The organism is Marinobacter salicampi, from assembly GCF_011074795.1.
Classification (GTDB): Bacteria; Pseudomonadota; Gammaproteobacteria; order Pseudomonadales; family Oleiphilaceae; genus Marinobacter; species Marinobacter salicampi.
In genome coordinates, this window is sequence record NZ_JAAMPF010000008.1 from 31846 (window position 1) to 50790 (window position 18945).

12 protein-coding genes and 1 pseudogene are annotated in these 18945 nt (G+C 58.7%); 3 read left to right on the top strand and 10 right to left on the bottom strand.

Features of this window, described 5'->3' with window-relative positions; genetic code table 11:
* Window positions 1-296: 296 nt before the first annotated feature.
* The 4 genes from G7W63_RS02835 to G7W63_RS02850 form a co-directional block, all read right to left on the bottom strand.
* Window positions 297-2174 (bottom strand): MFS transporter, encoded by a 1878-nt coding sequence (locus tag G7W63_RS02835; RefSeq protein WP_166252870.1) that lies wholly within the window; start codon window positions 2172-2174, stop codon window positions 297-299.
* 164 nt (window positions 2175-2338) lie between these two features.
* The gene (locus tag G7W63_RS02840; protein WP_166252871.1) at window positions 2339-5485 is read right to left on the bottom strand and encodes an efflux RND transporter permease subunit; all 3147 of its coding nucleotides are present in this window, start codon (window positions 5483-5485) and stop codon (window positions 2339-2341) included.
* Between the two features lie 3 nt (window positions 5486-5488).
* On the bottom strand, window positions 5489-6586 hold the full coding sequence (locus tag G7W63_RS02845; RefSeq protein WP_166252872.1) for an efflux RND transporter periplasmic adaptor subunit: 1098 nt from the start codon (window positions 6584-6586) through the stop codon (window positions 5489-5491).
* A gap of 115 nt (window positions 6587-6701) precedes the next feature.
* Window positions 6702-7202 (bottom strand): DUF3833 domain-containing protein, encoded by a 501-nt coding sequence (locus G7W63_RS02850; protein WP_242634302.1) that lies wholly within the window; start codon window positions 7200-7202, stop codon window positions 6702-6704.
* Window positions 7203-7509: 307 nt separating this feature from the next.
* Between G7W63_RS02850 and G7W63_RS02855 the strand changes: the two genes are divergently transcribed.
* On the top strand, window positions 7510-9330 hold the full coding sequence (locus G7W63_RS02855) for an acyl-CoA dehydrogenase C-terminal domain-containing protein (protein WP_166252875.1): 1821 nt from the start codon (window positions 7510-7512) through the stop codon (window positions 9328-9330).
* A 154-nt stretch (window positions 9331-9484) separates the two neighbouring features.
* Entirely contained in the window at window positions 9485-10420 is a 936-nt protein-coding gene (gene thpD / locus G7W63_RS02860) for an ectoine hydroxylase (protein ID WP_166252877.1), read from the top strand.
* A 151-nt stretch (window positions 10421-10571) separates the two neighbouring features.
* Here thpD and G7W63_RS02865 read toward each other — a convergent pair whose 3' ends face one another.
* Window positions 10572-11207, bottom strand: a complete 636-nt coding sequence (locus tag G7W63_RS02865) for a DUF2959 domain-containing protein (RefSeq protein WP_207308869.1) — start codon at window positions 11205-11207, stop codon at window positions 10572-10574.
* A 221-nt stretch (window positions 11208-11428) separates the two neighbouring features.
* Here G7W63_RS02865 and G7W63_RS19925 point away from each other — a divergent pair.
* Window positions 11429-11566, top strand: a pseudogene (locus tag G7W63_RS19925) (universal stress protein); the annotation flags it as partial.
* A gap of 11 nt (window positions 11567-11577) precedes the next feature.
* Here G7W63_RS19925 and G7W63_RS02875 read toward each other — a convergent pair.
* The 5 genes from G7W63_RS02875 to mnmE all read right to left on the bottom strand — a co-directional run bounded on the left by G7W63_RS02875 (window position 11578) and on the right by mnmE (window position 18900).
* Complete coding sequence (locus tag G7W63_RS02875; protein WP_166252881.1) at window positions 11578-12048, bottom strand: cytochrome c; 471 nt, start codon at window positions 12046-12048, stop codon at window positions 11578-11580.
* A gap of 50 nt (window positions 12049-12098) precedes the next feature.
* Window positions 12099-15200 carry an efflux RND transporter permease subunit gene (locus G7W63_RS02880; protein WP_166252883.1) on the bottom strand — a complete coding sequence of 1034 codons (3102 nt, stop codon included), beginning with the start codon at window positions 15198-15200 and terminating at the stop codon, window positions 12099-12101.
* Window positions 15197-16570, bottom strand: a complete 1374-nt coding sequence (locus G7W63_RS02885) for an efflux RND transporter periplasmic adaptor subunit (RefSeq protein WP_166252885.1) — start codon at window positions 16568-16570, stop codon at window positions 15197-15199. The genes G7W63_RS02880 and G7W63_RS02885 overlap by 4 nt, the downstream gene beginning before the upstream one ends.
* A complete protein-coding gene (locus G7W63_RS02890) occupies window positions 16554-17192 on the bottom strand; it encodes a TetR/AcrR family transcriptional regulator (protein ID WP_166252887.1) in 639 nt (212 codons plus the stop codon). The genes G7W63_RS02885 and G7W63_RS02890 overlap by 17 nt, the downstream gene beginning before the upstream one ends.
* A 343-nt stretch (window positions 17193-17535) precedes the next feature.
* Entirely contained in the window at window positions 17536-18900 is a 1365-nt protein-coding gene (gene mnmE / locus G7W63_RS02895) for a tRNA uridine-5-carboxymethylaminomethyl(34) synthesis GTPase MnmE (protein WP_166252889.1), read from the bottom strand.
* Window positions 18901-18945 lie beyond the last annotated feature (45 nt).

An 18945-nucleotide genomic window follows, 5' to 3' on the forward strand; every position in this document is an offset into this window, starting at 1 on the left:
TTTTTAACCAAATCCGCCAGTCCGGGCCTGCCGGCCCGTTGCAAACAAGTCCCCGGCCACGGATCCTGCCTTGAAAAGCCGACGTGACTGCAGGTTAATGATGGAAACACTCTTGCTAAATCATACGCTTGGCTGAGTGACTTAATAAAATGTTTCAATAAAGTTATCCACATTTTTCACCCCCTTTGAGCAACATCAAAAACCGGGTTAAGTTATTGTTAAATTTAGTCATATTAAAAGTTACCCAGAATTTATACTGAGGTTGTTCAACAGTTTATCCACAGGCCGGGCCGGGCTTAGAGCGTTGTACCCCTCAGCTCACGCACCCGTTCTTCCAGAGCTTGGGCAGTGACATTCTCTGGTGCTACCGGCTGGCCAGCCCTCAGTTCGATACGGGACCAGAAACGGCGGGGCCAGTGTCGCATTGCCTGGCCGCCGGCATGACTGAAAAAGCTGCCCCAAAGGCCTTTCAGCGCCATTGGCACCACCACCACCGGATAACGCTGCACGATCGCCTCAACGCCGCTCCGGAAACGGTCTATTTCACCGTCTTCGGTCAGGTGACCCTCCGGGAAAATACAGACAACCTGGCCATCCCGAAGCTGCTTGTCGATAGCATCGAAAGCGCGCTCGTGAATGTCTGGCGCCTGGTTCCGGGGCGCGATGGGAATGGTCCGGGCCAGCCGGAAGACAGCCCCCAGAATCGGTGTGCGGAAAATCCGGTAATCCATGACAAAACGCACCGGTCGCCTCACCGCACCGGCAAGCACCAGAGCATCCATGTAAGTAACGTGGTTGCAGACCAGCAGTACCGGGCCTTCTTCCGGGATCTGCTCCAGTCCCTCATGGCGTACCCGGTAAATAGTATGGGACAGCATCCAGACAATGAACCTGAGGGCAAAATCCGGCATCTGCTGGTAGACGAACCCGGCTACCAGCAGGTTCATGATGGCCAGCACCAGGAAAAACTCGGGAATACTGAGGCCAAGGACACCCAGCATGACAATGCCGGCCAGGGCACTTACCACCATAAACAGAGCATTGAATACGTTCAGGGCGGCAATGATTCGGGCGCGCTTGTCGGCGGGGGTCTCATGCTGCACATAGGCATAGAGCGGTACAATGAACAGCCCGCCGGATATGCCGATACCCAGCAGGTCCAGAACGACTCGAATATACTGGCTCTCGCCCAGCATCAGCCACCAGTCGGTGGGCCCTGGGTTGGCCGGCATGTTCATGTAGAGGTCGAATCCGAACAGGCTCAGGCCGACAGAGCCAATGGGCACGATGCCCAGCTCAATTTTGTGGCCAGATAGCCGCTCACACAGCATCGAGCCTACAGCAATGCCCACCGTGAACACCGCCAGCAGCAGGGTAACGACCGTTTCGTCCCCCTGCAGATCGACTTTGGCAAAGTTGGGGAATTGGGTCAGGTAGGCCGCGCCCAGGAACCAGAACCAGGAAATGGCCATGATGCTTAACAGCACGTTGCGCCGCTCGGCGGCGATGGCAAACAGCCGCCAGGTTTCCCGCAGGGGCTGCAGCCGGATATCCAGGCCGGCGGATCCGGCAGGGGTTGCGGGAATTTTCATCGCCACCAGATAACCCACCAGGGCCATCAGCACCACACCCACCGCGGCGATACGTGCGGCCGAGTCGAAGCCCATAATGATGCCGGCCGCAATGGTTCCTAGAAGTATAGAAACAAAGGTGCCCATGCCCACCAGGGCGTTGCCCCCGACAAGCTCATCGTCATCAAGTACCTGTGGGAGGATGGCGTATTTGACGGGTCCGAAAAATGTGGATTGGGTACCCATCAGGAAGAGCAGCAGCAGTAACAGCTCATACCAGCCAAACCAGAGGCCCACCGCAGCAGCCAGCATGATGGCCACTTCCAGCAGTTTGACCCGGCGGATGACAAGGGATTTCTCGTACTTATCCGCCACCTGGCCGGCTATGCCGGAAAACAGGAAGAACGGCAAAATAAAAAGGAAAGCGGCAAGATTAACCACCACGTTGGTGGGCAGGCCAAGCAGTCCACCGGCTGTGTAGGTCACCAGCAGCAGGAGTGCATTCTTGAACAGGTTATCGTTGAATGCGCCCGCAAACTGGGTCAGGAAGAAAGGCAGGAATCGACGTTCTGTAAACAGCCGGAACTGACTCTGATCGGCCATCCAACAGGCTCCCTGGTTAGTCACTGCGATCTGGCACCTGCTGGGCCAGAACCCCTGTGCCGACTTGGCAAGAGTTCTGGGCAACCATGCGACAAACACCGGTCAGGGGCAACCGAAAGTTTCCTGGACCGCGCTATCAGGCGGGAGGATACACGCCCAGGTTCCTAGTCAGGACTATGGCGCTGCTGGGGCGCTGCGCCCAGGGTTCCTGCCGAGCCCTCGTCTCGGGCCTGCTGTTCCAGGGTTTTTTCCACATAATTGGCCGACCTGGCAAAGCGGGCAATCAGGTTGTACAGCACCGGGATAATGAACAGTGTCAGAGTGGTGGCAAAAAGAAGCCCGCCCAGCACCACCACCCCGATGGCGGCCCGGCTTTCCGCGCCGGCACCAGTGGCCAGCACCAGGGGAACCGCGCCAAAGATCGTGGAAATGGTGGTCATAAGCACCGGCCGGAAACGCAGGATGGCGCCTTCGAGAATGGCGTCATGGACGTTATAGCCCTTGTCCCTGAGCTGGTTGGCAAACTCCACGATCAATATGCCGTTCTTCGCCATCAGCCCCAGCAACATGATGATGCCGATCTGGCTGTATATGTTCATGCTGATACCGGAGAGCAGCAGGGCAATCAGGGCGCCGGTCACCGCCAGCGGTACCGAGAGCATGATGATCATCGGGTGTATCCAGCTTTCGAACTGGGCAGCCAGAACCAGAAACACGATCAGGAATGCCAGGCCGAAGGTGATGTAGATGGCCGCAGAGGATTCCTCGAACTCCCGGCTTAGCCCCTTGTAGCTTACCCGGGCCTCCGCCGGCAGGTAGTCCACCGCCAGGCCGCTGAGGTAATCCAGGGCAGACCCCAGGTCATAGCCCGGCGCCAGGGAGCCGCTGATCACCACGGCGGGCAGCCGGTCAATTCTTCTCAAATCCGGGTTGGCGCCGATTTCTGTCACATCCACCAGGGCCTGCAAAGGAATGAGTTCGCCCCCCTGCCTAGGCCTCAGGTAGATTTTCCCGAGATCTTCCGGCGAGGCCCGGTCTGCGTCGCCGGCCTGCAGGATCACATCGTATTCCCGGCCCCGGTCCAGGTAAGTAGTTACCTGGCGAGAGGCCAGCATGGTCTGCAGAGTGAGGCCCACGTCTTCCACGGTCACGTCCAGATCGGCGGCGCGCTGGCGATCAATGTTGACCCGGAGCTCGGGCCGGGTCAGCTCGAAATCGGTTTCCAGATTCTGCAGGTTCGGGTTTTCGCTGGCGCGCTCGATGATTTCCTGGCTCCAGCGCTGCACCGTCTCGTAGTCAGGCCCGCCAATGACAAACTCCACCGGCTGATTGAAGCCCCGCTGGCCCAGCCCCGGCGGGTTGATCGCTATCGACCGGACCCCAGGCACTTGTGCCAGCTTGGGAAAGAGCTCCGCCGAGATAGCCTGCTGCTTGATGTCACGCTCTTCCCAGGGCACCAGCCCCATGATCATGAAGGCTCGGTCACCCTCGCCCCGGAAGCCCACAATGGACAGCAGTCGGTTCGACACCCCTGATTCGAGGTAGGGAAGCAGACGCTCTTCGATCTTGCGAACGTGATGGTCGGTGTATTCCACGGTTGAACCCCGGGGCGCGCTGGTAGGCATGATGATGATGCCGCGGTCCTCCGTCGGGGCCAGTTCCTGGGGCAGGCGGGGGAAGATCACCACCGCGATCAGGATTCCCACCACACCCAGGCCCAGTAACAGACCAGGCTGGCGCAGGGAGAAGCGCAACATGCGCTCATAGCCGCGATTCAGTCCATTCAGCACCCGCTCGCTGAAGGCCCAGAGCCGGTGGCCTTCGGCAGTTTTAGGGCTGGGGCGCAACCATTTGGAACACAGCATGGGCGCCAGGGTCAGCGCCACGATACTGGACACCACCACGGCGGTGGCCAGGGTGAAGCCGAACTCGCTGAACAGGCGCCCGACGTTGCCCCCCATGAACGAGATAGGCACAAACACCGCGACCAGCGTCAGGGTGGTGGCAATAACCGCAAACGCCACCTGCTTGGCGCCCCGGAAGGAAGCCAGCAGAGGCGGCTCACCGTCATCAATCCGGCGCTGAATATTCTCCAGCATCACGATGGCGTCATCCACGACCAGGCCGATGGCAAGGATGATCGCCAGCAGGGTCAGCACGTTGATGGAGAAACCCAGGGCGCCCAGGCCGGTAAACGCGCCGATGATGGCGACGGGTATGGTGACCGCGGGAATCAGCGTGGCCCGCCAGGATCTCAGGAACAGGAAAATCACCAGGATGACCAGGGTGACCGATATGGCCAGGGTGATCATGACTTCCCGAATCGAGGCCCGGATGAAAATGGACTCGTCGTAGCTTTCGGCAATGGTCACTTCTGGTGGCAGGGTCTCGCGGATGTTGGCCAGCTCCGCCTGAACCGCATCGGAGACAGCCACGGTATTGGATTTGGACTGCCTGATAATGCCCATTCCAATGGCCGTCTCACCATTGGCTCGCAGCCGGCTGGTGTCGGACTCCACCCCCATCTGCACGTTGGCCACTTCACCAAGACGCAGCAGGTCGTTGCCACTGCGGCGGACCACCAGATTGCGGAACTCCTCAACAGTGGTGAGACGCCCTTCAGCGCGTACCGTAAAGTCCCGGGTTGAGGACTCGATTGAGCCCGCCGGCAGTTCCACGTTATTGGAGCGCAGTGCCTGCTCCACCTCGGCCACGGTGATATTCCGCGAGGCCAGTCGTTCCTGGTCCAGCCAGACTCGTATGGCGTACCGGCGCTCGCCGCCGATGGTGACATCCGCCACACCATCAAGAACGGACAAGCGGTCTGACAGCACCCGTTCGGCAAAGTCACTCAGCTCGGCGCTGTCCCAGACATCGCTGCGCAGGGTCACCCACATCATGGGCCGGGCGTCGGAATCTGCCTTCTGGATTGTGGGCGGGTCGGCCTCGTCGGGCAGCTGGTTGAGCACCCGGGACACCGCATCCCGGACGTCATTGGCGGCGATATCCACATCCCGGGAGGTATTGAATTCGATGGAGGTGCGCGATTCCCCCTGCTCGGTACTCGACTCGATGGAGCGGATGCCCTCGACGCCACTGATGGCACCTTCGATCACCTGGGTGATCTGAGTGTCCACCACTTCGGCGGCAGCGCCAATGTAGTCGGTGGAAATGGAGACTTCGGGGGGATCAATGTCCGGGTATTCCCGCACTGGCAATCCCATGAGCGCGGCCAGGCCGAACACCACGATCAGCAGGCTCAGAACCGTGGCGAACACGGGCCTCTTGATGGATACATCGGAAAGGAACATGGGCTACTGCCAGTGCTTCAGCGGAAAGGCATCGCTGCTGACAAGCGCATTGTCGTCTTCAACCACGGTCACTTTGTCGCCACTGCTGAGACGATCCTGACCGGTGATCACGACGGAGTCCTCTGCATTCAGGCCAGCCAGTACTTCCACCTGCCCCGGCTCCCGTGCCCCCAGCTGGACTTCCGTGCGCCGGGCCTGCTCACCATCGGTGGTGAACACGAAGGCCTTGTCTCCCTGCACCAGTACTGCCTGCTCCGGAATCACCAGCGCTTGCCGCTCCCTGAGGGTCAGGCTTACGGACATGAACTGTCCCGGGCGCAAACGCAACTCAGGGTTGTCTATCCAGGCCTTTACCGGCAGCGACCGGCTCAGGTCACTCAGCCTTGAACCAAGCTCGGCCAGGGTGCCTTCAAAGACCTCGTCGGGAAATGCTGCGGTTCGGGCAGTCAGTCCCTGCCCCTGGCTGATCTGCCCAATATAACGCTCGGGCACGGAAAAGGTCAGTTCCATGCGATCGGTGGCATCAAGGGTGGCAATGGACTCGCCAGTAGTTACATAGGCTCCAACGCTCAGGTCCACAAGACCCACAATACCGGCAAAGGGCGCCTCGATCCGGTGGTCCTCCAATCGGGTCTGGGCAGCTACCCGCTGGGATTCCAGCACAGCCATTGCCGTGCTGAGTTCATCCACCTGGGCCTGGGATATGCTGTTGTTGGAACGCAGACTCTGTGCCCGCTCATACTGTCGCCTGGCGTCGGCAAGCTGGGCTTCAACTACTTTCAGGTCCACCTGGGCCTGACGGTCGTCTAGCCGCACCAGCAGCTGGCCTTTGGCAACTTTCTCTCCCGGCCTGAAATTCAGCGCCACCACCCGGCCATTAACCTCGGAGGTCAGCTCAACCGCTTCCCGCGCCCGGAGGGTTCCCACCGCAGCCACCTTATCCCGCACCACGGCCGATGCCGGCAGCACTACATTGACCGGGCTGACGCGCTTCTGGCGTCTTTCCTGAGCGGCTTCTTCGGGTTCAAGATAAAGGAAGGCCCCGGCCCCCAGGATAGCGACTACGATGATCACCATGGCGATCAGCCACTGCTTAGCCATACTCGTTCCCAATGTTCGCCTGTGCCCGGAACCAGCCACGGGGAGGCTCAGGTTTAGTTCTAGTTTTGTGGGGCCCGATCTGGAGCCCGGCGCTCTTGTCAGCCTCCCTGGCGGCTTACTTGTCCAGCTTCTGGATCACCAGTACCAGTTCCCCGACGTCCACACCCCACTTACTCATCGTAGTCTGGTTGATCAGGGTGTCCGGCGTTACCAGGAACATCCAGTCGTCCATTCGCACGTCCAGGGTGTTATCGCCGTAGGCCAGGCGCAGCACATAGTTCATATGGATGGCATTGCCACGCCACTGCATGTGGCCGGGCTCGACCACGTCACCGGCGGTAGCCCGGTAGCCACCGTCTTCGGGGGTGAGCGTCCAGGTCCGAGTCTGGCGTTCGCCGTCATCGAAGCGGAAGACTTCGTCCAGTGTTCCCACGCCCTCGGCGTCCCAACTCGCTGAAATATCAGCATCAAAAGTTCGGATCACTTCGCCGGACCAGTCTTTGACGATACCACGGGCCATTAGTTCACCCTCAAAGAAGTCCGACGGCACCAGTGCCGGCTCGTGATCTTTATAGTCGTCCAGCCCGGGGCCGGCGCAGCCGCTCAGCCACAGCATGAGTAGTGCCAGCGTAATGATACGTCCCAACCGCGACGGTGAAACGACAAAGGCTCGTGTTTGCATGATTTTTACACTCGTCCAGGGGGCTTGAGAACACCGTACTTTATTGCTCAGATTACGCTTGAGGCGGTCACTTAGACCAACAGGACGGATTCATCCGGGCGATATTTCGGCCAGTTGTCTTTTTTGACCGCTGCCCAGGCGCTTTTCGTCAATGGAACAACGGAAGGATTGTCGTACAACTTGACTTATCCAATGAGCAGCCACTGCTGTTTCTACTGAATCCAAGCTTGCTGAGGTCGTTATGCCGGTTTACAGAGCCCCCTTGCGTGACATGAAATTCCTGCTCAACGAAGTCTTCGATTACCCGAGCCACTACGCCGGTCTGAACCAGGGGGAAAACGCAACATCGGATATAGTCGATGCCATTCTGACCGAGTGTGCACGTTTCTGCGAGGAAGTACTCAGCCCGCTATATCTGTCAGGCGATGAAGAGGGCTGTCACCTTGAGAATGGCGAAGTCCGGACCCCCGCCGGATACAAGGAGGCCTATGACCAATACGTGCAGGGCGGCTGGCAGGGGCTTTCAAGCCTGGAAGAGTTCGGTGGCCAGGGCCTGCCTGCCTCCATGGGGCTGCTGAAACAGGAAATGATGGGCACCGCCAACTGGCCTTTCAGCATGTACCCCGGGCTCTCCCTTGGCGCCATGAATACCCTGCAGCTCCATGGCAGTGAGGCCCAGCAGCAGCAATACCTCGGGCCCCTGACCGAAGGGCGATGGGCCGGTACCATGTGTCTTACCGAACCCCAATGCGGCACCGACCTGGGCCAGGTGAAAACCCGGGCTGAACTCAATCCAGACGGCTCTTACGCGTTGACCGGCACCAAGATATTCATTTCCTCCGGCGACCACGATCTGACCGAGAACATTGTCCACATCGTACTGGCCCGCCTGCCGGACGCGCCCAAGGGTACCCGCGGCATTTCCCTGTTCATCGTGCCGAAATTCCTGCCCAACGACGATGGCAGTCTTGGCGAACGCAACGGCGTCACCTGCGGCAGCCTGGAAAAGAAAATGGGGATCAAGGCCTCTGCCACCTGCGTGCTGAATTTCGACGGTGCCAGGGGGTTTTTGATCGGTGAGCCCAACGAAGGCCTGAACTGCATGTTCACCTTCATGAATACGGCTCGCATCGGTACCGCCATTCAGGGGGTGGGTCCTGCCGAGCTGTCTTACCAGTGGTCCCTGGCCTATGCCCGAGACCGGCGCTCCATGCGCGCGCTCTCTGGCAAGAAAGAGCCGGACCAGGTGGCGGACAGCCTGATTCATCACGCCGATGTCCGGCGCATGCTACTGACCCAGAAAGCCATTGCCGAGGGCGGCCGTGCAATGCTCTATTACGCCGCGCGGCTGGCCGACCACATGGTGGCCGGTCACCTGGAAAACGACCAGAAAAAGGTCGACAAGTACGACGACAAACTTGGCTTCCTGACCCCCATTCTCAAGGGCTTTCTCACCGAGCTGGGCAATGAAGCAGCCAACCTGGGCATGCAGGTATTCGGGGGCCACGGCTACATTCGAGAACACGGGATGGAGCAGATTGTCCGGGACACCCGTATTGCCACTCTGTATGAGGGGACCACCGGTATCCAGGCCCTGGACCTGCTGGGTCGCAAAGTACTGCTGATGACCCAGGGCGGGGCGGTGCGCGCCTTCACCCTCAAGATCAGCAATTTTGCCCGCAAGCATGTCAGCAACAAGGCCATGCGACCTTTTGCCTGGGATCTGCTCAAGCTGTCGGGCCAGTGGAACCTGCTTACCGTCCGGCTCATGCTGATTGCCCGCAAGGACCGGGATATCGTAGGTTCAGCGGCTAACGATTTCCTGATGTTCAGTGGCTACGTCACCATGGCCTTCATGTGGGCCCGCATGGCCGCAGTGGCCCTGGACAAGCTGGAACACGGCGGGGCGGAGTCTGAAGCCTTCTACAAGGCCAAACTGGCCACCGCCGAATTCTATTATGAGCGCCTGCTGCCCCGGGCCCAGACCCATGCCGCCAGCATGCTCAGCCCGAGCAGGAACCTGATGCAGCTGGACGCGGATCATATGGCCTTCACCGACTGAGAAGCCGGTGATTTCTGTCCCGGGCCTAGCCCGGGTTCTTTTTCCTTTGCGGCCCTTGAAAACTCCGCTTTTAACCCTAAATTTTCCTTGCTACGGCAACACAACCCAACTGACTGAAGACAGGACATATTTTTGTAAAAGTGGGAGGTACGACATGGACATTCGCACTGACGACTTCTATCCAACCCGCCTTGAGCGACCGACATCCAGTTTTGAACGCCTTGACCCGGTGGTTCACAGCACCGGCAAGCAGCGTAGTGACGGACCCCTGAGTGAAACCGGCCTGGCCCAGTACGAACGGGATGGTTTCCTGGTATTCAACCAGTTCCTTGACCAGACAATCGTCGAACGCTTCCGTGACGATCTGAGAGCCTATGAACAGGACGACGGCATCCTGCGTTCCGAGGGCACGATCACCGAGCCCGGAAAGCAGGAAATCCGTTCGATCTTCGGCATTCATGAGCTGTCCGATCGCTTCGACCGCCTCACCCGGGACCCGAAAATTCTTGCCATGGTGCATCAGTTGCTGGGTAGTGATGCCTACATCCACCAGTCCCGGATCAACTTCAAGCCGGGCTTCCATGGCAAGGGTTTTGACTGGCATTCGGACTTTGAAACCTGGCACGCAGAGGACGGTATGCCCCGCATGCGCGCGGTCAGTTTCTCGATCACTCTGACCGAAAATATGCCCTTCAACGGCCCGTTAATGCTGGTTCCCGGGTCCCACAAGACGTTTATTCCCTGTGTCGGCCGTACCCCGGAGGACAACTACCAGTCGTCCCTTAAAAAGCAGGAACTCGGAGTTCCAAACGATACCGACCTGGACCGGATGATCGAGCGTGGCGGCATCAAGGCACCCACAGGCCCGGCCGGCTCATTGATCATTTTTGAATGCAATACGCTCCATGCCTCCAACGCCAACATGTCACCCTGGCCCAGGAGCAACCTGTTCTTTGTCTATAACAGCGTGGAGAACCAGCTGGCCCAGCCATTCTGCGGCAATAAGCCACGTCCCGAGTTCCTTGGCAATCGTACCAATACCACGGCGTTGCAGGCGGCAGGCCCTCGGGAGTCGCGCCGCACAGGCTGAAGTAACAGATGGCCCAGTAAAAAGGGAAGCCCTGAGGCTTCCCTTTTTCGTTAACCCGGCGGCGGGCTTGGAGGTCTTGTCTGTGCCCGGCATAAACCCTGGCCATCTGTACCCAGCTTATTGCTCAGCCAACGACAGCCCTGGTTACCGGTCAGTCGTCTTCCCGAAACCGTTTAATAAAGGCTTCAGATTCGGCAACGGACTCCTCCATGTTCTTGATCAGGCTGTCCACATCCTGGCGTATGCGCCCAAGCTCGCTTTCCAGCGACCCGATGGCCTGGGCATTGAGGTTGTGCTTGAGAAACAACATCTGGTCCTCGAAAGCCTGCAGGACCGGTTCCATACGCTTTTCGGCCTGGTGCATGCGGGTGATCAGCTGCTCGTACTGTTGGCGGGTTTCTTTTAGCCTGCGTTCGCTACTCTGACGCAGGGAAGCGCTTTCGTAACGGTCCAGTTCGTCCTCCCATTCGTCGAACAGGTCGTCTGAAACATCCTCCACCTTATCAATACGCTCACGGACCTTTTCGGCAACAGCTTCGCTGTCCTCGTAAGCCGACCGGATCTCTTCGTATTTTTCTTTCAGCTCGGTATCCGGTGTCTCGACCGTGTTCTGGAAACGCTCGAGGGACGAACGGAAGGTCTCCTGGGCTTCGCTCTGGGAATCCCGGGCGTCTTCGACCCGATCCACCAGAATATCCCGCTTCTCGATACCGAACTTTTCCATAGTGCCGTAATAGATGGAACTGCACCCTCCCAGAACCAGGAAGGCAACCAGTAAAAACCCCATCCGGGAGCTCTGTACTGTTCGAGTCGGCGGTCTACATTTGTTCTTGGACATGGTGGAGGCTCCGTGCGTTGAGGTTCATTTCCCTATGGAATGTTGAGACGTTACTACGATATTGCTCGACGTGCATTTCTTCCGGGCCTTACACAGGTATTTTATTATTTATAGTTCTAGGAAGTTTTAACTAGAAACATCAGCGAAACCAAGCAGGCACTGCATCCCGGCACGTCTACCAGGAAGAGCACGGCATCGATGTGCTGATCATGGGCGCCTATGGCCATTTTAGAATTCGTCGTTTCCTGGTGGGTGGCACCACCACGAGAATGTTGCAAACGGCGGAAAGACCATGGGTGACACTTCGCTGGCTATTTGATCAGTTCTTGCCTGGGTTAACCGCGGGGAAACGGTCAGAAACGTATTTCCCATGGCATTCTATGCAAGTGCGCGTCATTTCATCGTAGAGATGGCGCTGCTTCTTTGTATTTTCATTTACGCCTGCTTCTGCCAGTGCTGCTGCGAGTTTATGAAACTCCTTGTCGAGCTTGATAAATCCCTTGGGGACTGCCGACATCAGGTCTTTGCGATCCTGCTCGGTCAGTTCCTGCTGCAGGATGAAGCTGTCGTGAATCTGTTGGGCATTCTCGGCAACACTCTCATGCTGCCCCATGACCATGGCGGAATGAATGGAGGCCATGCCCCCCTGCACCGCCCTCATCTCCTTCTGCAGCAGCTGGCTCAGTTTGTCCGTGAGTTTCGGAGTGACAGGTTCCGCCGCCATTGAGCTGGTTGACACTGTCAGGCCCAACAATACGGTTGCCAGCAATTTTTCGGTTCTAGCTTTCATTGTAATGATTCATTTTGTTTGCAGGTTTAAAAAACAACATAGCAGTGATGTTACTGCCTGTCAGAGCTGGGCGCTCTCGTCCAGCCAAGATCCTCGAGAATTGCGTACAGTGCCGGCAGTGCCACCAGTATCACGACAGTGGATACCAGCAGGCCAAATACCACGGATATCACCAGTGGAATAACGGCCATGGCCTGGGTGCTGGTTTCAGCCAGTAGGGGCAGCAGGCCGGCCACGGTGGTGCTGGTGGTAATCAGGATGGCCCGGAAGCGGGCCCGGCTGGCAGCACCGGCGGCTTCCCCGGCACTCATGCCCTGTTGCCGGTAGCTCTTGATGAACTGCACCAGCAGAATGGCGTTGTTGACCACAATACCCGCCAGAGAAGCCGCGCCGATCAGTGAGGGCATGGACAGGTTATAGCCCATCAGCAGGTGGCCCCACACGGCTCCCATAAAGGCCACCGGGATTGCCATCATGACAATGATCGGCTCCAGGTAACTGCGGAACTGGAACGACAGGATCAGGAAGATCCCCAGCAGCCCGATCAACAGCCCCCGGGTGATGGACTGGCCGGTTTCCCGGGAGCGGGCGATCTGGCCTTCCACTTCCAGACTGATCTCTGGCCATCGATCACGCAGCTCCGGGAACGTCCGTTCCTGCAGGTCAGTGGCAATGGCACCGGCGTTGGTTATCCGTCCGTTTACGTCGGCCGATACCGTGACGGTGCGCAGGCCGTCAATGCGGGTGATCTGTGACCATTGCCGGTCCTCGGTGATCGCGGCCACCTCCCGCAACGGAACCATCTTGCCCTCGCCGGTGGTAATTACGGTATCTTCCAGGAACCGACGGGTGTTGCGTTCAGCGCTGGTCTGGCGCACCAGGATTTCAATGTGCTGGTCACCGATCTGGACCGTATCCACGATATCTCCCAGTAGGCCGGTGCGAATCTGGCTGGCGACTTCGGCGGCATTCAGGCCAAGGGACAGGGCACTGTCTTTCAGCGTCAGGATTCGCTGGGGCTTGCCAGGGCGGAGATCATCCAGCACGTTGAACGTGCCGTTGTAGCTGGCGATGTCCTCCCCCAGAAAACGGGCCGCGGCTTTAAGTTCGTCCAGATCGGTGCCCTGCAGGCGGATTTCGATGGGAATTCCCGCCGGACCAAAACCGGGTTCCTGTATGTTCAGGGCAATCAATCCCGTAATTTCGCCAATTTCCTGGTACCAGCGATCGGTCAGGGTGGCCAGATCCACGGTGCGTTGCTCTGCGGTCAGCAAATCGGCCATGACGGTTGCCACGTGGGCACCTTTTTCGCCGGCCCCGGCGTGCTCGTTGAAGCGGGTCTGAATGTTCTGTACCAGAGCCTGCTGGTCGGGCTGTTCCGGCGTGTATTCTTCATTGAGGGTGTGCATGGCTGAAGTAATGCGGTCGGCGATGGCCCGCGTCTGGTGAAGGGGGGTGCCCTGGGGCATCAGTACCCTGGCTTCCAGCACATCGCCCTCAATCTCCGGCATGGCTTCCATGCGCACCTGGCCGCCGGCCATCAGCCCGGCTGAACCCAGGATTATCAGCATTATGGCTGCCAATACCAGGTAGCGGAAACGGATAGCCCTGTCCGCCAGTTGCCCGACTTTTTCACGGACCGTTTCAAAGCCGTTGTCGAACGCCGTGCGGAAGCGCGAAGGCGCGTGCTCGCGCTTTTTGCCCAGACCACTTTTGAGGTGGTGGGGCAGTATTAAGAAGGCTTCGATCAGCGAGGCTGCCAGGGCGGCAATCAGAACCACCGGCAGAACCTCCAGCACCGCCCCAAGTTCCCCGGAAAGAAACGCCAGCGGGATGAACACGGAAACCGTCGTCAGAAATGACGACAGCACCCCGGGCAGGATTTGCTGCGTGCCTTTGACCGCTGCTTCCAGCGGGCTGCAGCCCTGGGTTGAGCTCTGGATGATATTGTCGGTGATTACCACGGAGTCGTCCATGACGATACCAATGGCCATGAGCAGAGCCACCAGGGTGATCATGTTCAGGGACAGCCCGGTGAGGGCCATCATTACGAAGGCGCCGGCAAAGGCAGAGGGAAGCCCGAACAGGGCCCAGAACGCAAGGCGGGGGCGGAAGAACAGGGCCATCACCAGGCCCACCAGCAGCAAGCCGGTGATGCCGTTGCCCACCAGCATCTGCAAGCGGTCCCGGACGATGGATGTCATGTTCTGGGTAATCTCCAGTTCCACGGTGCCACCACGGCGGGTCTTTTCGTCATCAACAAAGGCCCTTAGCGAATCCATTGCCCGCAGGGCGTCGTCGTGCCGGTTCTTGTGGATTTCCAGAATAATTGCCCGCTGGCCGTTGAATTCCACCCGTTCCTCTTCCCGTTCATGGGCTTCGGTAATGGTGGCGAGATCGCCCAGGGTGAGCACGGCACCGGCTTCGCCGCCGATAATGGGGATATCGGCCAGGGCTTGCAGTGAGCGCCGTTCATCCACAAACCGCAGCTGGATGTTCTGGCGATCGGTTTCGATGTTGCCCAGCGGCATGTCCAGGTTCTGGCTGGAGATGGCGCGGGCAATGTCGCGCACCCCCAGGCCGTACTGACGCAGCAGATCCCGGGAGACCTCGATGTGCCATTGCCGCTGGGACAGGCCAACGGGGACGACATCGGCAACGCTATCCATGGCGAAAAGACGGTCTTCCAGCTCGTGGGTGTAAGCCTCCAGATGGGAAAAACTCATAGGCCCGTAAACCGCGATAGCAGCTACCAGGCTGGTGCGGTAAAGCTCGCGGATAATCGGGTCTTCGGCTTCCTCGGGCAGATCGGTCAGGGCTTCGATTTCGGTGCGGATGTCATCCAGGAATCGGCCCATATCGCCCTGGGGCGCCATGCTGGCAATAGTCCGGGCCTGGTTGTCTCGTGCAGTGCAGGAGATTTCCTCCATGTAGTCCACACGCTGCAATGCTTCGCCAAGGCGCTGGCAGATGCCTTCTTCCACATCTGCTGCGGTGGCACCCCGGTATTCCATGGTAATACTGACTTCCGGTGGCAGGTAGTCGGGGAATGTTTCCCGGGTCAGGTTGGGCGCGGCAAACAGACCCATCGCCAGAATCAGAATCAGCAGCAGGTTGCCCGCGGTAGGGTGGCCGGCAAACCAGCGGATCATGGCTGGTCTCCTGCGGCTGTTTTCTCCAGCCATTGACGGCTTTGTTCGTCGGCCCGGGGGCTCAGTAGCATGCCCTCAATGGCAGGAATCAGGTCGTCCAGTATCAGCCGGTCACCAGGTTCCAGTCCGCCGCTGACCACAGCAAGCTCACCCTGTTGCCAGGCCAGAGTGACCGGTTGTCGTTGCAGGCGGTTATCGTCGTCGGCCAGATATACCACGCCCTGATGAACGGCGCTGGCTGGCACTACCAGCACCGGTTCGGGCGTCGGCGCAGTGATCGTCGCCTGAACAAACATGTTTCGTACCAGCGGTGGCCGTGCCGGGGGGTCGGCTTCGCGGTATGGCTCTTCCACCGTGATCACGGCCTGAACGGTGCGTGTGGCCGGATCAAGGCTGCCGGTAACACGGGTCAGCTTACCGGGCCAGTGGCTGTCAGGTGCACCGGTAGGCTGTACCGAGACAGTCAGTGACGCCAGGGGCAATTGCTGGTGGAAGTCGGTAAAGCCCGCAGCAGCCCGGTTGTGATCTGGCAGATCAGGAACGCCTGGTAGCTGGAACAGCACGTTGCGAAACTCGGCTATCTCCAGCTGTACGGTGGCTTCGGCTGCGGTGATATCGTCTGCCACGAACAGGGTCTGGCCAGGATTTACCTGTTGGCCGGTTTCGATGTCGGACTGGTGAACCCGCATATCCCAGGGGGCTTCGAAACGGGTGTCTTCAAGGTCTTCCCGGGCATTGGCGAGGGCGGATTCACTGCGGGCCAGGCGGGCGTCCAGGGTATCCTTGCGAACGGGGATCAGGTTGAGCTGGTTTTGCAGGGACTGCACCGCCTGCTGTTGCTGCAGGGTGGCCCGCTGTTGTTCATCCAGCCGGGTTTCCGACAGGGCGCCACGACTCACCAGGATTCTGGCCCGTTCCAGTTCCCGCTGGGCCAGGTCCAGCCGACGGTTTTCCAGCGCCAGCAGCTCCCGCGTATTCCGCTGTTCCTGATCCAGTTGCCGCAGTTCCGCTTCAAGGCCGGCGATATCGGCTTTGGCCGCGGCCTCGGCCAGTTGGTAACGGGTAGTGTCAATCTGCAGCAGGTGGGTACCTGCGGCGATCAGGTTGCCGCTCTCCAGATCCGGGTGCCTCCTGGTTATGCGGCCGCCCACATTGGCCACAGCCTTCCAGCTCCGTGCGGGTAAGACCTGACCATAGCCACGGGCTTCGGTGCGGACGGTGAGGGGTGTGACTTCAAGGATCCTGGCCGGGGTTGTTGTAGCCTGTTCATCTGAGCGCTCCGGCGGTTGCTTCAGCTTTACCATTATCACCACGAAGGCGATGCCGGCGATCAGCGTCAGGGCGAGCGTAAATTTATTCTTTCGGGTCATGGCTGGTCTCCCGGAAGCTGGCGCTGAACAGCTTGAAAATTCGGGGCGCCGACTGTTCAATAGAGGCAATGTCATCACTCACCATGGCCTGTACCACCAGGCCCTGGATGGCGCCAATGTAGAGCACCGCAGCGGCTTCGATGTCGATCGACGGGCTGATACGTTTCTGTTCAATACCCAGGTGCAGTAGCGAAATCACTTTCTGCCGGTAGAAGGCCAGAGTCTGGCGGATGATGCGCTTGGCGGGTTGGTTGCCCGGTTTCTGCAGCTCACCGAGCATGAGTCTGGGGATGCCCGGATGGCGGGCAATGAAACCAATATGTGCCAGGAACATGGCTTCCAGAGCTTTGTCGGCCTGTTCGTATTGGTCTGCAACACTGAATACCCGCGTTGTCAGCTGGCCCGCTACCCACCCAGCTACTGACTCCCACAGGCTGCTCTTGTTGGGAAAGTGCTTGAAAAGAGCTCCTTGCGACACTCCCACCTTTTGAGCAATGCGGGCCGTGGTCAGGCTGGATGGGTCCTGCTCCGCACACAGATGCACCACGGCCTCAATGGTCTCGGACTGGCGTTGTTCAGTGCTTTGGTAAGTTCTTTTTACTGATTTTGAAGAAGGTATCATCTGCTCTATGCCATAAAAGAAAGTAATTAATTACTTTATATTAAACGGCACAACTTGTTTTGCAAGTTTGGCGGCATAAGTATTTTTCGTGAAAAAGGTAAAGTTCTTACCGGTTACGAAAAAGTGAGCTTATGCAGCGCAGTGACATTACGGTAATGTCCAAACATGGCTCACGTGTACAAACATTTTCTGGCAAAGGTAGAGGTCGATCAGGTCATTGTGGACAAGGAGGAGACTGAGTTCAGTCTTATTACTGAGGAGACGCCGAAAGTCAGCGATTGAATGGTTCGGTTTAGGAAAGACGGCAGGTGGGCTTTTTGATGTTAATGCAATACACCTAGTTCTACTTCCCTATACAGAAACTGCTGAATATCTTGCCCAGCAGATCGTCCGGGGTCATGGCACCGGTAATTTCCCCGAGAGCATCCTGGGCCGCGCGAAGGTCTTCCGCCAATAGCTCGCCGGCGCCATAGCCGATCAGTTGTCCTGCACCCTGGGCCAGTTGATCTCGGGCCTTCTCCAGCGCATCAAGATGTCGACGACGGGCCAGGAAACCGCCCTCAGTGGAGTTGGCGTAGCCCATGCACTCTTTCAGATGATCCCGCAGCAGTTCCAGCCCTTCGGCCGATCGCGCGGCCAGCCTGATAACAGGGCTACCAGACTCCTCCGAAACACCGACTGGTTCCCCGGACAGATCCACCTTGTTGCGAATGACCGTCAGTGGCGCCCCGGCCGGTAACTGGTGGATAAAGTCCGGCCAGATCAGGCCCGGTTCGGTTTCTGTAGTGGTGGTGGCATCAACCATAAGAAGGATGCGGTCAGCCTGGCGAATTTCATCCCAGGCCCTGGCTATACCAATACGCTCGACCTCATCCGGGCTGTCCCGTAGGCCGGCGGTATCAATCACATGCAAGGGCATGCCATCGATCTGTATATGTTCGCGAAGTACATCCCGGGTTGTTCCCTCAATGGCCGTTACGATGGCAGCCTCACGCCCGGCCAGGGCATTCAGCAGACTGGATTTACCGGCATTGGGCCTGCCGGCGATGACCACTCTCATGCCATCTCTGAGAATGGTCCCTTGCTGGGCTTCTGCCAGTATCTGTTCGAGCTCTTCACGGATGGCTTTCAGGTCCCCGGCGACCTTGCCGTCAGCCAGGAAATCTATCTCCTCTTCCGGAAAATCAATGGCCGCTTCAACGTATATGCGCAGGTGGGTCAGGCGCTCAACAAGGCTGTCGATCTGCCGTGAAAATGCACCCTGAAGGGAGCGTACTGCACAGCGGGCTGCCTGTTCGGAGCTGCTTTCAATCAGATCCGCTATGGCCTCTGCCTGAGCCAGGTCCAGCTTGTCATTCAGGAAGGCCCGTTCCGAGAATTCCCCCGGCCGGGCCAGTCTGGCGCCCATGGCACATACCAGGCGTAAAAGCATGCCAAGAATGACTGTGCCGCCATGGCCCTGGAGCTCGAACACATCCTCGCCAGTGAAGGAGTGCGGGTTGGGAAAATACAGCCCGATACCTTCATCAATGGCGGAGCCGTCGAGATCCCGGAAGGGGCCAAAATGAGCATAGCGCGGTTTCGGCGCAAAGCCGAGGATCGTTTCTGCCAGCGTCAGGGCCAGGGGTCCGGACACACGCACGATGCCAACCCCTGCCTGGCCGGGGGCGGTGGCAATAGCCGCTATGGTGTCACCGGTCTGACTCATGACTGGCCTCCTGGACGAACTCTTCATAAAAAAGGGCCCCGGAAG

Coding starts and splice junctions, on each gene's coding strand:
- G7W63_RS02845 (WP_166252872.1), bottom strand. CDS start 6,586: ATGGCTAAGCAGTGGCTGATCGCCATGGTGATCATCGTAGTCGCTATC.
- G7W63_RS02875 (WP_166252881.1), bottom strand. CDS start 12,048: ATGAAAGCTAGAACCGAAAAATTGCTGGCAACCGTATTGTTGGGCCTG.
- G7W63_RS02890 (WP_166252887.1), bottom strand. CDS start 17,192: ATGATACCTTCTTCAAAATCAGTAAAAAGAACTTACCAAAGCACTGAA.
- G7W63_RS02835 (WP_166252870.1), bottom strand. CDS start 2,174: ATGGCCGATCAGAGTCAGTTCCGGCTGTTTACAGAACGTCGATTCCTG.
- G7W63_RS02885 (WP_166252885.1), bottom strand. CDS start 16,570: ATGACCCGAAAGAATAAATTTACGCTCGCCCTGACGCTGATCGCCGGC.
- G7W63_RS02865 (WP_207308869.1), bottom strand. CDS start 11,207: ATGGGGTTTTTACTGGTTGCCTTCCTGGTTCTGGGAGGGTGCAGTTCC.
- thpD (WP_166252877.1), top strand. CDS start 9,485: ATGGACATTCGCACTGACGACTTCTATCCAACCCGCCTTGAGCGACCG.
- G7W63_RS02850 (WP_242634302.1), bottom strand. CDS start 7,202: ATGCTGTGGCTGAGCGGCTGCGCCGGCCCCGGGCTGGACGACTATAAA.
- G7W63_RS02855 (WP_166252875.1), top strand. CDS start 7,510: ATGCCGGTTTACAGAGCCCCCTTGCGTGACATGAAATTCCTGCTCAAC.
- G7W63_RS02840 (WP_166252871.1), bottom strand. CDS start 5,485: ATGTTCCTTTCCGATGTATCCATCAAGAGGCCCGTGTTCGCCACGGTT.
- mnmE (WP_166252889.1), bottom strand. CDS start 18,900: ATGAGTCAGACCGGTGACACCATAGCGGCTATTGCCACCGCCCCCGGC.
- G7W63_RS02880 (WP_166252883.1), bottom strand. CDS start 15,200: ATGATCCGCTGGTTTGCCGGCCACCCTACCGCGGGCAACCTGCTGCTG.